The sequence below is a fragment of the Flavobacterium sp. KKT103 genome (assembly GCF_055640565.1).
In genome coordinates this window covers 166,246-184,060 of the sequence record NZ_CM145766.1, presented here as the reverse complement: position 1 = coordinate 184,060, position 17,815 = coordinate 166,246, and the positions used below count along the sequence as shown (strand labels likewise).

The window sequence follows — 17,815 nt, the reverse complement described above, 5'->3', positions numbered from 1 at the left end:
TTTTTTAAGTTGTTTGTTACTAATCATTCATAAATTTAGTGAAAAAATTTTAATTATTACTAAAATTCCTTACAAATAAAAATATTAACGATTAATTATACAAACGGGTATTGCATTCATTTTATGTTGGTTGGTGGTATTTAATTTTTTGTAGATGTCAAAAACCTCTTTTTGCCTGCCGTTAAAGTCATTTGAGGACTTTCCTGCCTCAGCTTCTAGCATGGCCCATTCAAGTTCATCATACGATGCTCCTAATTGGTCTTCATCTGTTTTTTCATTGCCATATAATCCATCTGATGGCTGTGCTTCTAATATGGATTGGGGTACATTTAAGTAAGCAGCTAAAAGGAATACTTCGGATTTCATTAAGTCAGCAATAGGACTTAAGTCAACGCCTCCATCTCCGTATTTGGTATAAAAGCCTACGCCAAAATCTTCTACTTTGTTTCCTGTTCCGGCTACTAATAAGCCATTAACTCCGGCAAAGTAATATAAGGTAGTCATTCTAAGTCTAGCTCTAGTATTGGCTAGTGTTAAACTTAATTTATTTTCAGGGTAATCAGTGGAAACAGTAGATTTAAAAGTTTCGAATAAAGTCGTTAAGTCCGCTTCCACACTGCGCACATTTGGAAAGCGATCTTTTAATTGCTGTATGTGTTCCTTAGCTCTATTAACATGACTTGCGTGCTGATGAATAGGCATTTCGACGCACAATACATCAAGACCAGTTTGAGCACATAATGTCGAAGTAACGGCTGAATCCACGCCACCTGAAATTCCTACAACAAAGCCGTTAACTTTTGCGTTTTGCGCATAATTTTTTAACCAATTGACAATTTGATTATTTACTTTTTCGATTAGAATAGTATTATTTTTAGTCATAAATTGTTTAAGTTTTCGAAACTTGCAATGTATCTTTGCTGAAATTTATTAAAGTTTCTCTTTAACACCTTGTTATGTAGGTGCAAATTTAAATAAAATATAATGAAAAAGTGCCTTATTTTGTTTATACCCTTGTTTTTTTTGTCATGTAATCAAAAAAGTAAGCAAGAATCTGCTATTGCTGATGCATCAATAGAGATAGGTGTAGTGCGTTTCGATAAAATTTTCTTCGAAACACCACCCGATCAATTGCAGAAAATTAAGATGGAATATCCGTTTTTTTTTCCCGAAGGAAATGATGATGCTGTATGGATTGAGAAAATTCAAAATCCGCTATGGCGAGAATTATACCAAGAGGTCCAGAAAAAATATCCAACTAATGACAAGCTTAAAACTGATTTTGAATCGCTTTTCAAGCACATTCAATATTATTTCCCAAAAACGAAAACTCCAAAGGTAATTACTGTAATCTCTGAAATGGATTATGATAATAAAGTTATTTATGCGGATAGCTTAGTAATTGTGTCGCTAGAAATGTACTTAGGGAAAGAGCATAAGTTTTATCAGTTTCCTAATTATATCAAGCAAAACTTCGAAGAGAATCAAATAATGCCTGATGTTGTTAGTAGTTTCTATAAAAAAGTAAGTCCCCCTAATCTCGATAAAAAATTATTGGGTAGCATGGTTGAAGCGGGAAAAGAACTATATATGAAAGAGTTGTTTTTGCCTGAGGCACCTGTAAATGAACTGATAGGTTATACGCCGGAGCAGCTGACTTGGTGCGAGGAAAATGAAAGCTATATTTGGCGTTACTTCATTGACAAAGAATTATTGTACAGCGATGATCAAAAGCTTATTCCGCGCTTCATTAACCCAGCTCCTTTCTCTAAGTTTTATTTAGAAATCGATAATGAGTCGCCGGGAAAAGTTGGTGCATATATAGGTTGGCAAATTGTTAACTCTTATATGAAAAACAATGAAGTATCTTTGCAGCAATTATTGCAAACGAATGCGCAAGAAATATTTAAGAAATCCAAATATAAACCCAAAAAGTAATGTCAGATAATAATAGATCAGAAATTAAGTTTTTAGTTGAACTAGATGAGAACCGAGTGCCAGAGAAATTGTTGTGGTCGGCGCAAGATGGTGGTATTGAATTAGCAGAGTCAAAAGCGATTATGCTTTCAGTGTGGGACAGCAAAGTAAAAGAAAGTATGCGTATTGATTTATGGACCAAAGACATGCCTGTTGACGAAATGAAAATTTTCTTTCATCAAACCTTAGTAGCCATGTCTGATACTTTTTTTAGAGCTACTGGCGATGAAAAAATGACCGACACCATGAAAGATTTCTGCGATTACTTTGCTGAGAAATTAGAACTTAAGCAGTAAAGTATAGTCATAAAAAAACGCAAAGCTTACTGTAAGCTTTGCGTTTTTTTATTATTTAAAAGTGTAGTATTCTAAAACTGGTTATTGTTTTTGAAAACTTCTTGATTTACTTCGTCGATGTAGCTTAAAAGCTCTTCTTTTCCTATCGATTCTGTAGCAGATGTAACAAAATAATGAGGCATTTCGGCCCAATTATTAGCGAACATGTTTTTCTTATACGCTGCAATGTGAGAATCAATTTTTACTTTACTAATCTTATCTGCTTTGGTAAAGATAATGCAAAACGGAATTTCGCTTTCGCCCATATAACTCATGAATTCCACATCGATCGCTTGCGCTTCGTGGCGGATATCAATCAAAACAAAAGCACAAACTAATTGTTCTCTCGTTTCAAAATAATCAGTAATAAATTGTTGAAAAACTGATTTCGTCTTTTTAGATACTTTAGCATAACCATAGCCTGGTAAATCGACCAAAAACCAGTTAGAGTTTATTAAAAAGTGATTGATAAGCTGTGTTTTTCCGGGACGACCTGATGTTTTGGCTAATTTTTTGTGATTAGTCAACATGTTGATCAATGATGATTTCCCAACATTAGAACGACCTATAAAAGCGTATTCAGGTAAAAAGTCCTTGGGGCATTTACTAACATCTGAATTGCTAATTACAAACTCGGCGGTATTTATTTTCATATTATTTTTGTTAATCCTTGCAGCGCGCGACTACAGATTGGTTTTAGTAAGCCACTCTTCTAATAAACGATTAAATTCATCAGGGTGTTCCATCATAGCTGCGTGACCACATTTGTCAATCCAATACAAGGTTGAATTAGGAAGTAATTTGTTAAACTCGATTGCCACATCTGGTGGTGTTACCTTGTCGTTCTTCCCCCAGATAATACCCGTTTGCACGTGCATTTTTGGTAAATCTTTCGCCATGTTGTGCCGGATAGCACTCTTAGCAATGGTTAACGTCTTGATGAGTTTGATTCTATCGTTTACCGTTGCGTAAACTTCATCAATTAGGTCAGGAGTTGCGATTTTTGGATCGTAAAATACATCTTCGGCCTTCTTCTTAATGTATTCATAATCACCTCTTTTTGGGTAACTATCGCCCATTGCGCTCTCGTATAGACCAGAGCTACCGGTAATCACTAATCCAGCTACTTTTTCTGGATACATTTTAGTATGGTACAATGCGATATGTCCACCTAATGAATTTCCTAAAAGAATCACTCGGTCAAAGCCTTTAAAAGTGATAAAGTCTTTGACGTATTTAGCGAAGCTTTTAACATTCGTTTTTAAAAGACTTTGTGTATAAATTGGTAAGTCAGGAATAACTATTTTATATCCTTTTTCAGAAAAGTAACTTGCCACACCATCAAAGTTACTAAGGCCGCCCATTAAGCCGTGTAGAATCACAATAGGTGTGCCTTCTCCTGCTTCATAATAGCTGTATCTGCCTTCTTTTTTATAGTTTTTGTCCATCTTTTTGACTGCGTATTTTCAATTTTCACAAATATAGGATTTAAAAAATTAAAAAGAATTTTTGCACTCTTTTTTTAAGAAGATTATTTAATAAATCTCATTTTGATTCGCGGACTTTGTCAAAAGCTAAGTGGTTTTATGGTTTTTTTAGAACTAAGAAAAAAGAACCGTTTAGGTTAAATTTTTACAGAAAAATAGCTGTCTGTTTTATATGGCTGCACATTATTCATTTGAGTTTGCTAAAGTTGGTAACAATCTGATTCTAGTAAAATTAGGGTTTTTAGGTAAGAAGTGGTTAAACTTATTAACAAAGTGGTATATTGTGGTAAAATGTGGTAGAATTTTTTATATTTTTGCTTTAAATCAATTCTAAAATTATTCTGTTGAATACAATAGTTGGAACATATGAATGTAAGGTCGATGCGAAAGGGAGGGTGTTGTTACCCGCTCCTTTGAAGAAGCAATTGACGCTTTCTCTTCAAGACGGGTTTGTCTTGAAGCGTTCTGTATTCCAGCCATGTTTAGAGCTGTATCCAATGGAAGAGTGGAATTTGATGATGCAAAAAATCAATAAGCTTAACCGCTTTGTAAAGAAAAACAATGATTTTATCCGCAGGTTTACAGCTGGTGTAAAGGTTGTTGAAATTGATGCTTTAGGAAGGTTGCTTGTGCCAAAGGATTTAGTTGCTTTTTCAAATATTTCTAAAGAGGTGGTTTTCTCTTCGGCGGTAAATATTGTTGAAATATGGGACAAAGACCTTTATGAGCAGTCTATAAGCGGAGAGGATATTGATTTTGCAGATTTAGCAGAGGATGTAATGGGAAATATAAATGACGACGACAATGGAATATCATAATCCAGTTTTGCTGAAAGAAAGTGTTGATGGTTTAAATATTAAGCCTGATGGGATATATGTTGATGTTACTTTCGGTGGAGGTGGGCATTCAAGAGAGATTTTAAGTAGGCTAGGTCCTGAAGGTAAGTTATTTGCTTTCGATCAAGACCAAGATGCTTTGGCGAATGCTATCGATGATGATCGTTTTGTTTTGATAAACGAGAATTTCCGATTTCTAAAACGTTTTTTACGCTTTTATGGTGCGAAAAATGTAGACGGGATTTTAGGAGATTTAGGGGTTTCTTCTCATCAGTTTGATGTTCCTGAAAGAGGGTTTTCTACTCGATTCGATGCCGATTTAGATATGCGAATGAATCAAAAAAGTGATTTAAATGCCTACAAGGTGGTTAATGAATACGATGATGCGAATCTAAAACGTGTTTTTTATGATTATGGTGAGTTGAAAAATGCTCCAGCGCTAGCGCGAACAATCGTTGAAGCAAGAGAGACTCATCCTATTAAAACCACAGATGAATTAAAAGAAGTTTTAGCTAAATATTTACCCGAAAAAGTACGGAATAAGGTGCTTGCGCAAATATACCAAGCCATACGAATAGAGGTGAACCAAGAAATGGATGTTTTAAAAGAATTTTTGGAGCAGTCCTTGGAAATCTTAAAACCTGAAGGAAGATTAAGTGTTATCTCTTACCATTCTCTAGAAGATCGATTAGTTAAAAGGTTTATAAAAAACGGAATGTTTGAGGGGGAACCTGAACGCGACTTCTTTGGAAATTTTTCGGTCCCATTTAAAAGTGTAGGTAAATTAATTATTCCAAACGCTGCCGAAATCAAACTAAACAATAGAGCAAGAAGTGCTAAGTTAAGAATTGCTGAAAAAAAATAACGCCACTATGAAAGCGAGTATTTACAATATATTAAAAGCAAGATTTTTAATTAATGGCGATGCAACCAAGAACTGGCGTTTTATTGTGTTTGTAATTATTTTGGCGATAATCATGATAGCAAATACCCAGCGCTACGAGCAAAAAGTTTTTAAAATTGCTGCACTGACAAGTCATGTAAAGGAACTACGATCGGAGTTTGTAGACAGGCGCTCGCAATTAATGAAGTTACGAATGGAGTCGACCGTATCGAACAAGATGATTGAAAAAGAAATTTTTCCATCGACAGTACCACCAATAAAAATCAAAGTTAAAAAAGTAGAAGAGCAAAGTTTTCTAAAAAAATTATGGCAGTAGACGATAAAAATATATCCTATAGAATCTACCTTGTTGCATTTGCGATCTTATTTATGGCGTTTTTAATTGCCTTTAAGCTAACAAATATTCAATGGGTCGAAGGAGCTTATTATCGTCAATTAGCTAAAGAGCGTACGGTTAGAAACTTTGTGATTCCTGCTAATAAAGGAAATGTCTATTCTTCTGATGGCAGTTTGCTAGCAACCTCAATTCCAAATTATGTCATTCGCTTTGACGCAAAAGCACCCAAAAGAGAGGTTTTTGAAGATAATGTGAAGTTGCTTTCGGATTCCTTGGCTACTGTTTTAGGAAAACCATCAAGCTGGTACCTTAACGAACTTAGAAAAGCGAGAGCAACAAATAACAGATATTATCTAGTGGCTCGCGATTTGAGTTATACGGATTATATGAAAATTAAGGGTTTCCCTTTGTTTAAATTAGGTGCTTACAAAGGCGGGATTATTGTGGAGCAAAAAACGGTAAGGGAACATCCAATAGGCAAAATTGCCGAGCGAACCATTGGTTATGAGCGAACTAGTAGTAGCGGACAAGAAGAAGGTAGAGGTATAGAATGGGCTTACAAAGACTACCTTAATGGGAAAGACGGTAAGATCCTCAAACAGAAAATTGCCAAAGGGCAGTGGAAACCCATTCGTGATGTAAATGAAGTAGATCCGCAAGATGGTTACGATGTGATATCAACTATTGATGTGTACATTCAGGACATTGCGCATCATGCATTATTGAAACAATTAGAAGATTACGAAGCAGATCACGGTTGTGTTGTTGTAATGGAAACAAAAACAGGTCACGTTAAGGCAATCTCTAATTTAGGTAGAGGTTCAGATGGAACCTATTATGAAACCACTAATTATGCTGTAACCGAGTCTCACGAACCTGGTTCGACCTTTAAGCTAGTGGATTTAATGGCCATTCTTGAAGATAAAGTAGCAGATACGAGCACGGTTTACGATACTCATGGCGGGGTAGTAAAGTATTACGGAAGATCTGTACGTGATTCGCATACCGGTGGTTATGGAAAAATTTCATTAGGTAGGGGTTTTGAGCTATCATCCAATACAGTCCTTGTTCAAGCTGTCTATAATAATTATAAAAATAATCCATCAAAATTTGTTGACCATGTAAATTCTTATGGATTAAATAAGAAGCTAAATATGGATTTTAAAGGCGAAGGAAGGCCTTTTATCCCACAACCTTCGGATAAAAATTGGTCGAGTATATCACTTCCGTGGATGGCATTTGGTTACGGAGTATCTGTTACGCCTATGCAAACATTAGCCTTGTATAATGCTGTTGCAAACAATGGAGTGATGATTAAGCCGCGTTTTGTTTCAGAGATTAAAGAATGGAACAGAACCATAAAAAAAATGGGTGTTGAGGTAATCAATCCTAGAATATGTTCAAATGAGACTTTGTCTAAGGTACGAGCAGTTTTGGAAAATGTAGTTAAAAGAGGAACGGCTTCCAAACTATACTCGAAAGACTTTTCGATGGCTGGAAAAACAGGGACGGCTGCAGTAAATTATTCTAAAGATGGTGGATCGGGTAAATATTACGCATCTTCTTTCGTTGGGTATTTTCCGGCTGACAAACCGAAGTATTCTTGTATTGTAGTAGTTCATAAACCAAGTACGGTTAATAACAATTACTATGGAGCGGATGTAGCGGGACCGGTTTTTAAAAGAATTGCTCAAAAAATATTTACAGATATCCCGTCTACCAATGAAATTAAAAATCTAAACCGCAAGATTCCTAAGCAAGAGGATAATTACAATACGTATTACGCTAAAATGCAAAAAGGGCGTAAAGCCATGCCTAATGTTAAAGGAATGCCTGGGATGGATGCCATTGCTTTACTCGAAAATTTAGACGTAAAAGTGAAAGTAGTAGGAATGGGAAAAGTTAAGTCTCAATCGTTGCAAGCAGGTGAGAATTTAGTAAAAAACACAACAATAACATTAGAATTACTGTGATCATACTTAAAGACATATTATATAAAGTAGCTATCGAATCAGTTCAAGGTTCGACGGATAACGCTATTGGTAAAATTGAATTTGATTCTAGAAAATTAGAAACTAAAGATGTTTTTGTTGCCATTCGCGGATCGGTTGCTGATGGACATGATTTTATAGATACGGCCATTAGTCTTGGTGCTAAAACGGTTGTTTGTGATACTTTACCTGATAATTTAGACAAGAGCGTTACCTATGTAAAGGTTGCAGATACTAATGAAGCATTAGCTTTTATGGCGGCTAATTATTTCGGCAATCCCTCTTCTAAACTTAAACTAGTTGGTATAACAGGTACAAACGGGAAAACAACTATTGCGTCGCTATTGTACCAGTTATTTAAAAAAGCAGGATATAAAGTTGGATTGCTTTCGACGGTGAAGATCATGGTTGATGAGGTAGAGTGCAAGGCTACTCACACCACGCCTGATTCGGTTACTATAAATCAGTACCTAGCTGAAATGGTTTCTGTAGGTGTTGATTATTGTTTTATGGAAGTTAGCTCGCATGGAATTCATCAAAAAAGAACAGAAGGGTTGCAGTTTGCCGGTGGTGTCTTTACGAATTTGTCTCATGACCATTTGGATTATCATCCCACTTTTGCAGAGTACAGAGATGTAAAAAAATCGTTCTTTGACCATTTACCTAAAACAGCTTTTGCATTAACAAATGCTGATGATAAAAATGGCGCTGTAATGTTTCAAAATACGGTTGCAACCAAACGTACGTATGCACTAAAATCCTATGCCGACTTTAGAGCTCAGATTTTAGAAAGTCAATTGTCGGGACTGTTGCTTAAAATTGACGGTAATGAAGTTTGGGTAAAGCTAATCGGAACTTTTAATGCTTACAATTTATTAGCGATTTACGGTGTAGCTATTGAACTAGGAATGGACAGCTTGGATACGCTTCGATTACTATCGGAATTAGAAAGTGTTTCGGGAAGATTTCAATACATAGTTTCTGATGCTAAAATCACAGCAATTGTTGATTATGCACATACTCCTGATGCGTTAGAGAATGTATTAAAAACCATTAGTGATATCCGTACTAAAAATGAGCAGCTAATTACAGTAGTGGGTTGTGGTGGTAATCGTGATAAAACCAAACGACCAATCATGGCAGCTATCGCGACGGAACTAAGTGATAAAGTTGTTATTACATCAGATAACCCAAGAAAAGAAGATCCAGAGGTTATCATAGCTGAAATGGAAGCTGGAGTTGCTCCACAAAATTTTAAAAAAATGCTATCTATCACGGATAGAAAGCAAGCCATAAAAACGGCTTGTCAACTAGCGCAACCAAACGACATTATATTGATAGCTGGTAAAGGTCATGAAACCTACCAAGAAATTGATGGCGTTCGTCATGATTTTGACGATATGAAAATAGTTAAAGAATTATTAGAACAATTACATAAATAGTAAAAATATGCTGTATTATTTATTTCAATATTTAGACCAAACAATGCACGTTTCTGGAGCGGGTGTTTTTCAATACATCACATTTAGATCTGCGTTGGCTTTTATTTTGTCCTTATTGCTATCTACTATTTATGGAAAAAGAATTATCCGATTTTTACAAAACCAGCAGGTAGGTGAGACAGTACGTGAACTTGGACTAGCAGGTCAAAATGAAAAAGCGGGAACACCAACCATGGGTGGTTTAATAATCATTTTTGCAACTCTTGTGCCTGTATTACTGTTTTCAAAATTGCACAATATTTATATCGTTCTATTGATTGTAACCACGCTTTGGATGGGAACTATTGGTTTTGTAGATGACTATATCAAAATCTTTAAAAAAGACAAACAAGGTCTAAAAGGAATTTTTAAAGTGGTAGGACAAGTTGGACTTGGTCTTATAGTTGGAACTGTTCTTTATTTTAATCCTAGTGTAACCGTTCGAACAGATACCGGAAAGAATGATATTTTTAAACAAGGAACGGAGCAGGTAGATCGAAAATATACAGCAGTTGAAGAAAAATCTACAGCTACTACGATTCCGTTTTTCAAGAATAATGAATTTGATTATGCTGAAGTCTTAGCTTGGACAGGTGAAGGATATGAAAAGTGGGCTTGGTTAATTTTTATTCCCGTTGTTATTTTTATAATCACGGCTGTTTCTAATGGGGCAAATTTAACGGATGGTATTGATGGACTTGCAGCAGGAACCTCGGCCATTTCGGTTTTGGCTCTTGGTATTTTTACTTTTCTTTCAGGAAACATCATATTTTCTAATTATCTAAACATCATGTACATTCCTAACTCGGGGGAGATGACGGTTTTTATAGCTGCTTTTGTAGGTGCGTTGATAGGATTTCTTTGGTACAACTCGTATCCAGCATCCGTTTTTATGGGTGATACAGGAAGTTTAACCATTGGAGGAATCATTGCAGTACTTGCTATTGCCGTACGAAAGGAATTATTGATTCCACTTTTATGCGGAATATTTTTAGTCGAAAATTTCTCTGTTGTTCTTCAAGTAAGTTATTTTAAGTACACCAAGAAACGTTTTGGCGAAGGCCGCAGAATTTTCTTGATGTCTCCATTGCATCACCATTACCAGAAAAAGGGCTACCATGAAAGTAAAATTGTTACCCGTTTTTGGATTGTTGCAATTCTCTTAGCTATTCTATCCATTGTTACCTTAAAACTGAGATAATATGAGACTAATAGTTTTGGGTGGAGGAGAAAGTGGCGTAGGAACTGCCATCTTAGGAAAGAAAAAAGGATACGATGTTTTCGTTTCTGATTTTGGAAAAATAAAAGAAAAGTACAAAGAGGTTCTTACGAACAATGGTATTGATTGGGAAGAGGAAAAGCATACGGAAGCACTCATTTTGAATGCAGATGTAGTGATGAAAAGCCCGGGTATTCCTGAAAAAGTTGCGATTGTAAAAAAGCTGATGGAAAAAGGAATTCCGGTAATTTCTGAAATTGAATTTGCCGCTCCATTTACCAATGCAACAACGATAGGAATTACAGGTAGTAATGGCAAAACTACTACTGCAATGCTAACTTATCATTTGCTAAAGTCTGCAGGGTTAAATGTAGGATTGGGAGGAAACATAGGAAAAAGTTTTGCATGGCAAGTTGCCGATGAAAATTACGATTCTTACGTCCTAGAATTAAGCAGTTTTCAATTAGACGGAATTATAAACTACAAGCCACATATTGCAATAATAACTAACATTAGTCCTGATCATTTAGATCGATACGAATACAAATATGAAAATTACATTGATTCAAAGTTTAGAATTACGATGAATCAAACAGAGGAGGACTACCTCATTTATGATGCAGATGACGAAGCAATTGCATCATGGCTAGCCAACAATAAAACAAGAGCACAATTAATTCCTTTTTCATTGACACAAATTATCGAAACGGGAGCTTATATAAAAAATAACATAATGGAAGTATCAATCAATCAAGAAGAATTTAAAATGGAAACCGAATCTATGGCTTTAGAGGGGAAACATAATATGAAAAATGCAATGGCAGCAACCTCTGTGGCAAAATTAATGCAAATTAGAAAAGCGACAATTCGCGAAAGTTTATCTAATTTCCAAGGTGTAGAGCACCGTCTTGAAAAAGTTTTGAAAATCCAAAATGTACAATACATCAACGATTCTAAAGCTACAAATGTAAATGCTACATTTTTTGCATTAGACAGCATGAATACACCAACCGTATGGATTGTTGGAGGTGTTGATAAAGGAAATGATTACAATGAATTAATGTCATTAGTGCGTGAAAAGGTAAAAGCAGTGATTTGCTTAGGTGTTGATAATAAAAAAATTATTGATGCTTTTGGTAATGTAGTTGACATTATGGTTGAAGTTACCTCCATGAATGATGCGGTTAAAATGGCAAAACGTATCGCTGAGAAAGGGGATACAGTATTGCTTTCTCCAGCTTGTGCTAGTTTTGATTTGTTTGAAAACTATGAAGATAGAGGAAATCAATTTAAACAGTCAGTACAGAATTTATAAGACTGATAAACAAATAGTAAAACAACAATAATGAAGCAACTAATAAACAATTTAAAAGGAGATAAAGGCATTTGGTCATTCGTGGCCTTATTGGCACTGTTTTCGTTTATGCCTGTTTTTAGTGCGAGTAGTAACTTGGCCTATTTAGGACATGGTACAGGGAATACCTTGGGGTATTTGGTGAAGCATTTTATTCATATTTGTTGTGGTTTTGCAATTATATATTCGGTTCATAAAATTCCGTATAACTACTTTCGTTCCATCTCTAAGATGCTACTTCCGGTTGTTTGGGTGATATTGGCCATAACCATGATAAAAGGGCAAGTTATTGCCGGTGCTAATGCAAGTAGGTGGCTGCAAATTCCTTTTGTTGGGATTTCATTTCAGCCATCAGCCTTTGCTGCTTTAGTTCTATTTGTATTTGTGGCAAGGTATTTATCCAAAACAAGAGAAGAGCCTATTGTTTTTGTTGAGTCTCTTAAAGAGCTTTGGCTGCCAGTATTCATCACATTGATGTTTATTTTGCCTTCCAATTTCTCAACTACGGCATTAATATTTGCCATGATTATTATGCTCGTATTTATAGGTAAGTATCCTATGAAATATATCGGCGTAATTGTAGGAGTTGGAATTCTGTCGCTAGCCTTTTTCGTTTTAATTGCGAAAGCTTTTCCGGGTGCTTTTAACAATCGTGTCAGTACGTGGGAGAGCCGAATCGAAAATTATATGAACAAAGATAATGAAGAGGATGACTACCAAATTGAGAAGGCTAAAATTGCAATCGCTTCAGGAAAAATTTACGGTCTAGGTCCAGGGAAAAGTGTACAGAAAAATTTCCTTCCCCAATCTTCCTCTGATTTTATATATGCAATCATTGTTGAGGAATACGGATTAATGGGTGGTTTGGGAGTCCTAGCGTTGTATTTGTTACTGATGTTTCGCTTCGTAGTTGCTTCTCATAAGGCTACGACATTATTCGGGAAGTTAGTGGTGGTCGGTTTAGGTTTTCCAATGATATTTCAAGCAATGATTAATATGGCAGTTGCAGTCGAATTGCTTCCTGTGACAGGGCAAACCCTTCCTTTGATCAGTAGTGGAGGTACGTCTATTTGGATGACATGTATTGCTTTAGGTATTATAATTGGTGTAACCAAAAAGGAAGAGGAAATAGAAGAAGAACAAAAAGACGCTGCAAGAAGAGAGGAAGCATTACAAAAGCTAATTGACGATCAGTTAAGTAGTGATGATGAGAAAGAGTTGAGTTATTCGATTGAAGATAAAGTATCGAATCCTATGAATGCAGTTAAAAACAAATATTAAAAAGAATGAAACCATATAAATTCATATTAAGCGGCGGAGGAACAGGTGGACATATCTACCCGGCTATTGCTATTGCTAATGAATTAAAATTGCGATTTCCTGATGCCGAATTTTTATTTGTAGGTGCCAAAGACAAAATGGAAATGCAAAAAGTGCCTCAAGCAGGATATGCTATAAAGGGTTTGTGGATTGCAGGGCTTCAACGCCAAATTAATTTAAAAAATGCGTTGTTTCCAATGAAGTTGATCGATAGTTTGTGGAAATCAAGACAAATTATTAATGATTTTCGTCCAGATGCGGTCATTGGTACTGGCGGTTTTGCTAGTGGTCCTTTGTTACAAGTTGCAAATACAATGCGTATTCCAACCTTGGTGCAAGAACAAAATTCCTATCCCGGAATTACCAATAAATTGTTGAGTAAGAAAGCGAGCGTTATATGTGTTGCTTATGAAAATTTAGAACGTTTTTTCCCGAAGGATAAAATGGTGTTAACGGGTAATCCGGTTCGTCAAGATTTAATTGATGTTTCAAGCAAGCGTGATGAAGCGAACGCTTTTTATGGTTTGGATTCCAATAAAAAAACGCTTTTAGTACTTGGAGGAAGTTTAGGTTCTAGAAGAATTAATCAGTTAATCGAAAAGGAGTTAAAAAACATACTGAATCAGGAGGTACAAGTGATCTGGCAATGCGGAAAACTGTACTATGAAGAGTATAAAAAATACAATGATGGCAATGTGCAAGTTGTAGCTTTTATTGAAAGAATGGACTTAGTATATGCTGCTGCAGATGTGATTATTTCTCGTGCAGGTGCTTCTTCAGTTTCGGAATTGTGTATCGTGGGTAAACCAGTGATTTTTATTCCGTCTCCCAATGTGGCAGAAGACCATCAAACGAAGAATGCAAAGGCAATTGTCGAGAAAGATGGTGCTATATTGCTAGCGGAGTCCGAATTAGATGCTAAGTTTAGCACCGTATTTGAAGCCTTATTGAAGGATGAAGTCCAGCAAAAGCAGCTAAGCGCAAATATTAAAAAGTTAGGATTGCCGCAAGCCACTCAAGAAATTGTAAATGAAATTGTAAAATTAATTAAGAAATAACAACCTAAAAATGAACTTAAACCAAATACATAACGTCTTTTTTATTGGCATTGGTGGCATTGGAATGAGTGCGTTAGCTCGTTATTTCAAAAATATCGGAAAGCAAGTTGCTGGTTATGATAAAACGCCAACTGCGCTAACTAAAGAATTGATTGAGAACGGGATTGCCATTCATTTTGAAGATCGAATTGATTGGATACCTCAAAATTTCAAAGCGGATAATACGTTAGTTATTGTAACGCCAGCGGTACCAAAAACGCATTTGCAATGGAATTACTTTTTAGAAAAAAACTATGAATTAAAAAAGAGAGCCGAAGTATTGGGGATCATAACCAAAGATACGTTTTGTTTTGCTGTTGCAGGTACGCATGGAAAAACAACGACCTCAAGTATTTTAGGACATATTTTGTATGAGAGTGGCGTGGATGTTACTGCTTTTATTGGAGGAATAGTTGAAAACTATAACTCTAATTTGATAGGAAGCGGTAAAACAGTTACAGTGGTAGAGGCGGATGAGTTTGATCGCAGCTTCCTGCATTTGCATCCTAATATTGCTTGTGTTACTTCTATGGATGCCGATCACTTAGATATTTATGGTAGCAGTGATGCAATTGAAGCCTCGTTTGTAGAATTTGCTGATAAAGTAAAAGACAAGACTAAATTATTTATAACTAACGAATTACCTCTTGAAGGTGTTACAGTAGCGGTAAACGCAGCTGCTGTTTATAAAGCTTTTAATGTACGAATTGCTGATGGTAGTTATGTGTTTGATATCGAAACACCTGCAGGAATCCTTACTGATTTTAAGTTTGCTTTACCAGGGCGACATAATTTAATGAATGCTTTGATGGCTATCGCAATGGCAGTTAACTTCGGCACCCCAACCGATGCCATTGCAGTAGCCTTAGCTTCATTCAAAGGCGTTCGCCGCCGTTTTTCATACCAAATAAAAAAGGAAAACTTGGTGTACATCGATGATTATGCACATCATCCTACTGAGATAAACGCAGTGCATCAAGCGGTTAGAGAATTGTATCCAGGTAAAAAAGTTTTGGCTATTTTTCAACCACATTTATTTAGCAGAACTAGCGATTTTGCTGATGATTTTGCGAAAAGTTTGTCTAATTTTGATGAACTTTTGTTGATGGATATTTACCCCGCTAGAGAGCTTCCAATGGAAGGAATCACATCGGAATGGTTATTGTCTAAAGTGCAGAATAATAGTAAAAAATTAGTTACAAAAGAGAATGTGATTAGAGCAATTTTGGAAAGTGACGCTTCGATAATTGTAACTATTGGAGCAGGAGATATTGGAGAGTTAGTGGAACCAATTAAAACAGCTTTGTATGAAACTATTTAATTGGACCAACACGCGGTTAGTGCTAATGATTGGAGTCGTTCTTTTTCTGTTTTCGTTTACATCAAAACGAAATGGTCATCGAAAATTGACTAAATCAGAGGTTATTTTTGTAGGAGAAAATACTTTGTTTATTAAACAAGAAACGGTTAATAAATTGTTAATAGAAAATAGTGGTAAGGCATCAAGCATTGAAAAAGATAAATTAGATTTGAATAAGTTGGAGAGAAACCTAGATTCAAATGATATGATTGAGAAATCAGATGTATTTGTAAGTATCGATGGTGTCTTAAAAGCAGTGGTGAAACAAAAGACTCCTGTAGCGAGAATAATCAATGGAAATAGATCCTTTTACATTGATTACAAGGGAGGTGAGATGCCATTGTCGAATAATTTCGCAGCAAGAGTACCACTTGTTTCGGGGGAAATAAATAAAAAGAACAGCGAAGATTTTGCCCAATTGTGTCGGGATATTTATGACGATGATTTTTTGAAAAAAAACATCATTGCGATTCAAATTATGCCTAATGGAGACTTAAAAATGTTCAATAGGAACTACAACTACCAAATTGAATTTGGAAAATTGTCAAATGCGTCGCAAAAATTTAAAGATTATAAAGCTTTTTTTCAAAAGGCAGTTGTAGATAGTACGTTGTACAAATATAAAAAGATAGACCTCCGGTTTACGAGTCAAGTAGTTTGCACTAAATAAATAGATAATGGAAAAAGAGAATATTGCAGTGGGTCTAGATATTGGGACAACAAAAATTGTTGCCATGATAGGCAAGAAAAATGAATACAATAAGTTAGAAATTTTGGGTGTTGGTAAATCCAAAAGTTTGGGTGTTGCTAGAGGTGTAGTTAATAATATAACGCAAACCATTCAGTCGATCCAACAAGCTATTCATGAAGCTGAAAATAACTCAGGTTACAAAATAAAAGATGTTGTAGTAGGGATTGCTGGACAGCACATTCGTAGTATTCAACACACCGATTACATCAGCAGAAACAATCCTGAAGAGGTAATCAGCGTGGCAGATATTCAGTTGTTAATTGACCAAGTTAACAAGCTCGCAATGCTTCCCGGAGAAGAGATTATCCATGTACTGCCTCAAGAGTTCAAAATCGATGGTCAGTCAGAGATTAAAGAACCAATAGGAATGTATGGCGGTCGACTAGAAGCTAGTTTTCACGTTGTAGTAGGGCAAGCAGCTTCGATTAGAAACGTGGGCAGATGCATTCAAAGTTCAGGTATCGAATTGTCAGGATTGACATTAGAACCTCTAGCTTCAGCAGATGCTGTTTTAAGCCAAGAGGAGAAAGAAGCCGGTGTTGCTTTAATCGATATTGGTGGTGGAACTACTGATTTAGCCATTTTTAAAGATGGGATTATCCGTCATACTGCAGTAATTCCTTTTGGAGGAAATGTAATTTCGGACGATATCAAAGAAGGTTGTTCTATTATAGAAAAACAAGCAGAATTACTAAAAGTAAAATTCGGTTCGGCTTGGCCAGGAGAAAACAAGGATAATGAAATTGTTTCAATCCCAGGTTTAAGAGGAAGAGAGCCAAAAGAAATATCATTAAAAAACTTGTCAAAAATCATACACGCTCGTGTTGTGGAGATTGTTGAGCAAGTGTTTACTGAAATTAAAACATACGGTCACGAAGATCCACGTAAAAAATTAATTGCGGGAATTGTCCTTACTGGTGGAGGAGCACAATTAAAACATATCAAGCAATTAGTAGAATACATTACAGGAATGGATACTAGAATTGGGTATCCTAATGAGCATTTAGCGGGTAATTCTGATGAGGAGTTTTCAAGCCCATTGTATGCAACCGCTGTAGGTTTAGTGATGAATAGTATTGATAATAAATCACAAAGTGCAGTTCGAAAAGAGGAGTTAGCGCCGCCACCAATTCATACGCGACCAATCTTTCCTTCGGAACCCGTTGTAGAATATGCTGATGATAGGAATTATTCTTATCAGCAAGAGGGAAGTGAAAAAGCAGAAAAGAAAGAAGAATCTACCGGAGAGACAATAAGAAGATCGTTTTTTGATCGTTATGTAGATAAGATTAAGGATTTTTTAGATAATGCAGAATAGGCTTTGGCCAAAAAAAATACAATAGTTAATAATTAATATCAAAAACCA

17 protein-coding genes are annotated in these 17,815 nt (G+C 35.7%); 14 read left to right on the top strand and 3 right to left on the bottom strand.

What is annotated here, in order from left to right; all coding sequences use genetic code 11:
- Positions 1-84 precede the first annotated feature (84 nt).
- The gene (gene nadE, locus ACZ2G0_RS00820) at positions 85-882 is read right to left on the bottom strand and encodes an NAD(+) synthase (RefSeq protein ID WP_470308577.1); all 798 of its coding nucleotides are present in this window, start codon (positions 880-882) and stop codon (positions 85-87) included.
- Between the two features lie 102 nt (positions 883-984).
- On the opposite strand from nadE, the gene gldB reads away from it, so the two are divergent.
- Together gldB and gldC are read left to right on the top strand one after the other, a co-directional pair.
- Positions 985-1,938: a gliding motility lipoprotein GldB gene (gene gldB, locus ACZ2G0_RS00815; RefSeq protein WP_470308576.1), complete on the top strand. Its 954-nt coding sequence runs from the start codon at positions 985-987 to the stop codon at positions 1,936-1,938.
- A complete protein-coding gene (gldC, locus tag ACZ2G0_RS00810; RefSeq protein ID WP_300289091.1) occupies positions 1,938-2,273 on the top strand; it encodes a gliding motility protein GldC in 336 nt (111 codons plus the stop codon). Before gldB ends, gldC begins: the two co-directional genes overlap by 1 nt.
- 71 nt (positions 2,274-2,344) lie before the next feature.
- Here gldC and yihA read toward each other — a convergent pair whose 3' ends face one another.
- Complete coding sequence (yihA, locus tag ACZ2G0_RS00805; protein ID WP_470308575.1) at positions 2,345-2,965, bottom strand: ribosome biogenesis GTP-binding protein YihA/YsxC; 621 nt, start codon at positions 2,963-2,965, stop codon at positions 2,345-2,347.
- 30 nt (positions 2,966-2,995) lie between these two features.
- Positions 2,996-3,760, bottom strand: a complete 765-nt coding sequence (locus ACZ2G0_RS00800) for an alpha/beta fold hydrolase (protein WP_470308574.1) — start codon at positions 3,758-3,760, stop codon at positions 2,996-2,998.
- Between the two features lie 383 nt (positions 3,761-4,143).
- Here ACZ2G0_RS00800 and mraZ point away from each other — a divergent pair, with 383 nt between their 5' ends.
- The 12 genes from mraZ to ftsA are packed head-to-tail and all read left to right on the top strand — an operon-like array spanning position 4,144 to position 17,767.
- Complete coding sequence (mraZ, locus tag ACZ2G0_RS00795) at positions 4,144-4,617, top strand: division/cell wall cluster transcriptional repressor MraZ (protein ID WP_300289094.1); 474 nt, start codon at positions 4,144-4,146, stop codon at positions 4,615-4,617.
- Positions 4,592-5,500 (top strand): 16S rRNA (cytosine(1402)-N(4))-methyltransferase RsmH, encoded by a 909-nt coding sequence (rsmH, locus tag ACZ2G0_RS00790; RefSeq protein ID WP_470308573.1) that lies wholly within the window; start codon positions 4,592-4,594, stop codon positions 5,498-5,500. Before mraZ ends, rsmH begins: the two co-directional genes overlap by 26 nt.
- 7 nt (positions 5,501-5,507) lie before the next feature.
- The gene (locus ACZ2G0_RS00785) at positions 5,508-5,855 is read left to right on the top strand and encodes an FtsL-like putative cell division protein (protein ID WP_300289096.1); all 348 of its coding nucleotides are present in this window, start codon (positions 5,508-5,510) and stop codon (positions 5,853-5,855) included.
- On the top strand, positions 5,846-7,849 hold the full coding sequence (locus tag ACZ2G0_RS00780) for a penicillin-binding protein (protein WP_470308572.1): 2,004 nt from the start codon (positions 5,846-5,848) through the stop codon (positions 7,847-7,849). Before ACZ2G0_RS00785 ends, ACZ2G0_RS00780 begins: the two co-directional genes overlap by 10 nt.
- Positions 7,846-9,309: a UDP-N-acetylmuramoyl-L-alanyl-D-glutamate--2,6-diaminopimelate ligase gene (locus ACZ2G0_RS00775; RefSeq protein ID WP_470308571.1), complete on the top strand. Its 1,464-nt coding sequence runs from the start codon at positions 7,846-7,848 to the stop codon at positions 9,307-9,309. Before ACZ2G0_RS00780 ends, ACZ2G0_RS00775 begins: the two co-directional genes overlap by 4 nt.
- A 7-nt stretch (positions 9,310-9,316) precedes the next feature.
- Positions 9,317-10,549, top strand: coding sequence for a phospho-N-acetylmuramoyl-pentapeptide-transferase (gene mraY / locus ACZ2G0_RS00770; protein WP_470308570.1), 1,233 nt, complete (start codon positions 9,317-9,319; stop codon positions 10,547-10,549).
- Between the two features lies 1 nt (position 10,550).
- Entirely contained in the window at positions 10,551-11,882 is a 1,332-nt protein-coding gene (gene murD, locus ACZ2G0_RS00765) for a UDP-N-acetylmuramoyl-L-alanine--D-glutamate ligase (protein WP_470308569.1), read from the top strand.
- 30 nt (positions 11,883-11,912) lie between these two features.
- The gene (locus ACZ2G0_RS00760) at positions 11,913-13,202 is read left to right on the top strand and encodes an FtsW/RodA/SpoVE family cell cycle protein (RefSeq protein WP_470308568.1); all 1,290 of its coding nucleotides are present in this window, start codon (positions 11,913-11,915) and stop codon (positions 13,200-13,202) included.
- 5 nt (positions 13,203-13,207) lie between these two features.
- On the top strand, positions 13,208-14,299 hold the full coding sequence (murG, locus tag ACZ2G0_RS00755; RefSeq protein WP_470308567.1) for an undecaprenyldiphospho-muramoylpentapeptide beta-N-acetylglucosaminyltransferase: 1,092 nt from the start codon (positions 13,208-13,210) through the stop codon (positions 14,297-14,299).
- A 10-nt stretch (positions 14,300-14,309) separates the two neighbouring features.
- Complete coding sequence (gene murC, locus ACZ2G0_RS00750; protein ID WP_470308566.1) at positions 14,310-15,659, top strand: UDP-N-acetylmuramate--L-alanine ligase; 1,350 nt, start codon at positions 14,310-14,312, stop codon at positions 15,657-15,659.
- Positions 15,646-16,368, top strand: coding sequence for a cell division protein FtsQ/DivIB (locus ACZ2G0_RS00745; RefSeq protein WP_470308565.1), 723 nt, complete (start codon positions 15,646-15,648; stop codon positions 16,366-16,368). Before murC ends, ACZ2G0_RS00745 begins: the two co-directional genes overlap by 14 nt.
- Before the next feature lie 7 nt (positions 16,369-16,375).
- Positions 16,376-17,767: a cell division protein FtsA gene (ftsA, locus tag ACZ2G0_RS00740; RefSeq protein WP_300286765.1), complete on the top strand. Its 1,392-nt coding sequence runs from the start codon at positions 16,376-16,378 to the stop codon at positions 17,765-17,767.
- Positions 17,768-17,815 lie beyond the last annotated feature (48 nt).

Bases quoted from the DNA above. Each gene is read 5' to 3' on its own strand.
- murG (WP_470308567.1), top strand. From the start codon at position 13,208: ATGAAACCATATAAATTCATATTAAGCGGCGGAGGAACAGGTGGACAT.
- gldC (WP_300289091.1), top strand. From the start codon at position 1,938: ATGTCAGATAATAATAGATCAGAAATTAAGTTTTTAGTTGAACTAGAT.
- yihA (WP_470308575.1), bottom strand. From the start codon at position 2,965: ATGAAAATAAATACCGCCGAGTTTGTAATTAGCAATTCAGATGTTAGT.
- murC (WP_470308566.1), top strand. From the start codon at position 14,310: ATGAACTTAAACCAAATACATAACGTCTTTTTTATTGGCATTGGTGGC.
- ACZ2G0_RS00785 (WP_300289096.1), top strand. From the start codon at position 5,508: ATGAAAGCGAGTATTTACAATATATTAAAAGCAAGATTTTTAATTAAT.
- murD (WP_470308569.1), top strand. From the start codon at position 10,551: ATGAGACTAATAGTTTTGGGTGGAGGAGAAAGTGGCGTAGGAACTGCC.
- ACZ2G0_RS00760 (WP_470308568.1), top strand. From the start codon at position 11,913: ATGAAGCAACTAATAAACAATTTAAAAGGAGATAAAGGCATTTGGTCA.
- nadE (WP_470308577.1), bottom strand. From the start codon at position 882: ATGACTAAAAATAATACTATTCTAATCGAAAAAGTAAATAATCAAATT.
- ACZ2G0_RS00800 (WP_470308574.1), bottom strand. From the start codon at position 3,760: ATGGACAAAAACTATAAAAAAGAAGGCAGATACAGCTATTATGAAGCA.
- mraY (WP_470308570.1), top strand. From the start codon at position 9,317: ATGCTGTATTATTTATTTCAATATTTAGACCAAACAATGCACGTTTCT.
- ftsA (WP_300286765.1), top strand. From the start codon at position 16,376: ATGGAAAAAGAGAATATTGCAGTGGGTCTAGATATTGGGACAACAAAA.
- gldB (WP_470308576.1), top strand. From the start codon at position 985: ATGAAAAAGTGCCTTATTTTGTTTATACCCTTGTTTTTTTTGTCATGT.
- ACZ2G0_RS00745 (WP_470308565.1), top strand. From the start codon at position 15,646: ATGAAACTATTTAATTGGACCAACACGCGGTTAGTGCTAATGATTGGA.
- rsmH (WP_470308573.1), top strand. From the start codon at position 4,592: ATGACGACGACAATGGAATATCATAATCCAGTTTTGCTGAAAGAAAGT.
- ACZ2G0_RS00780 (WP_470308572.1), top strand. From the start codon at position 5,846: ATGGCAGTAGACGATAAAAATATATCCTATAGAATCTACCTTGTTGCA.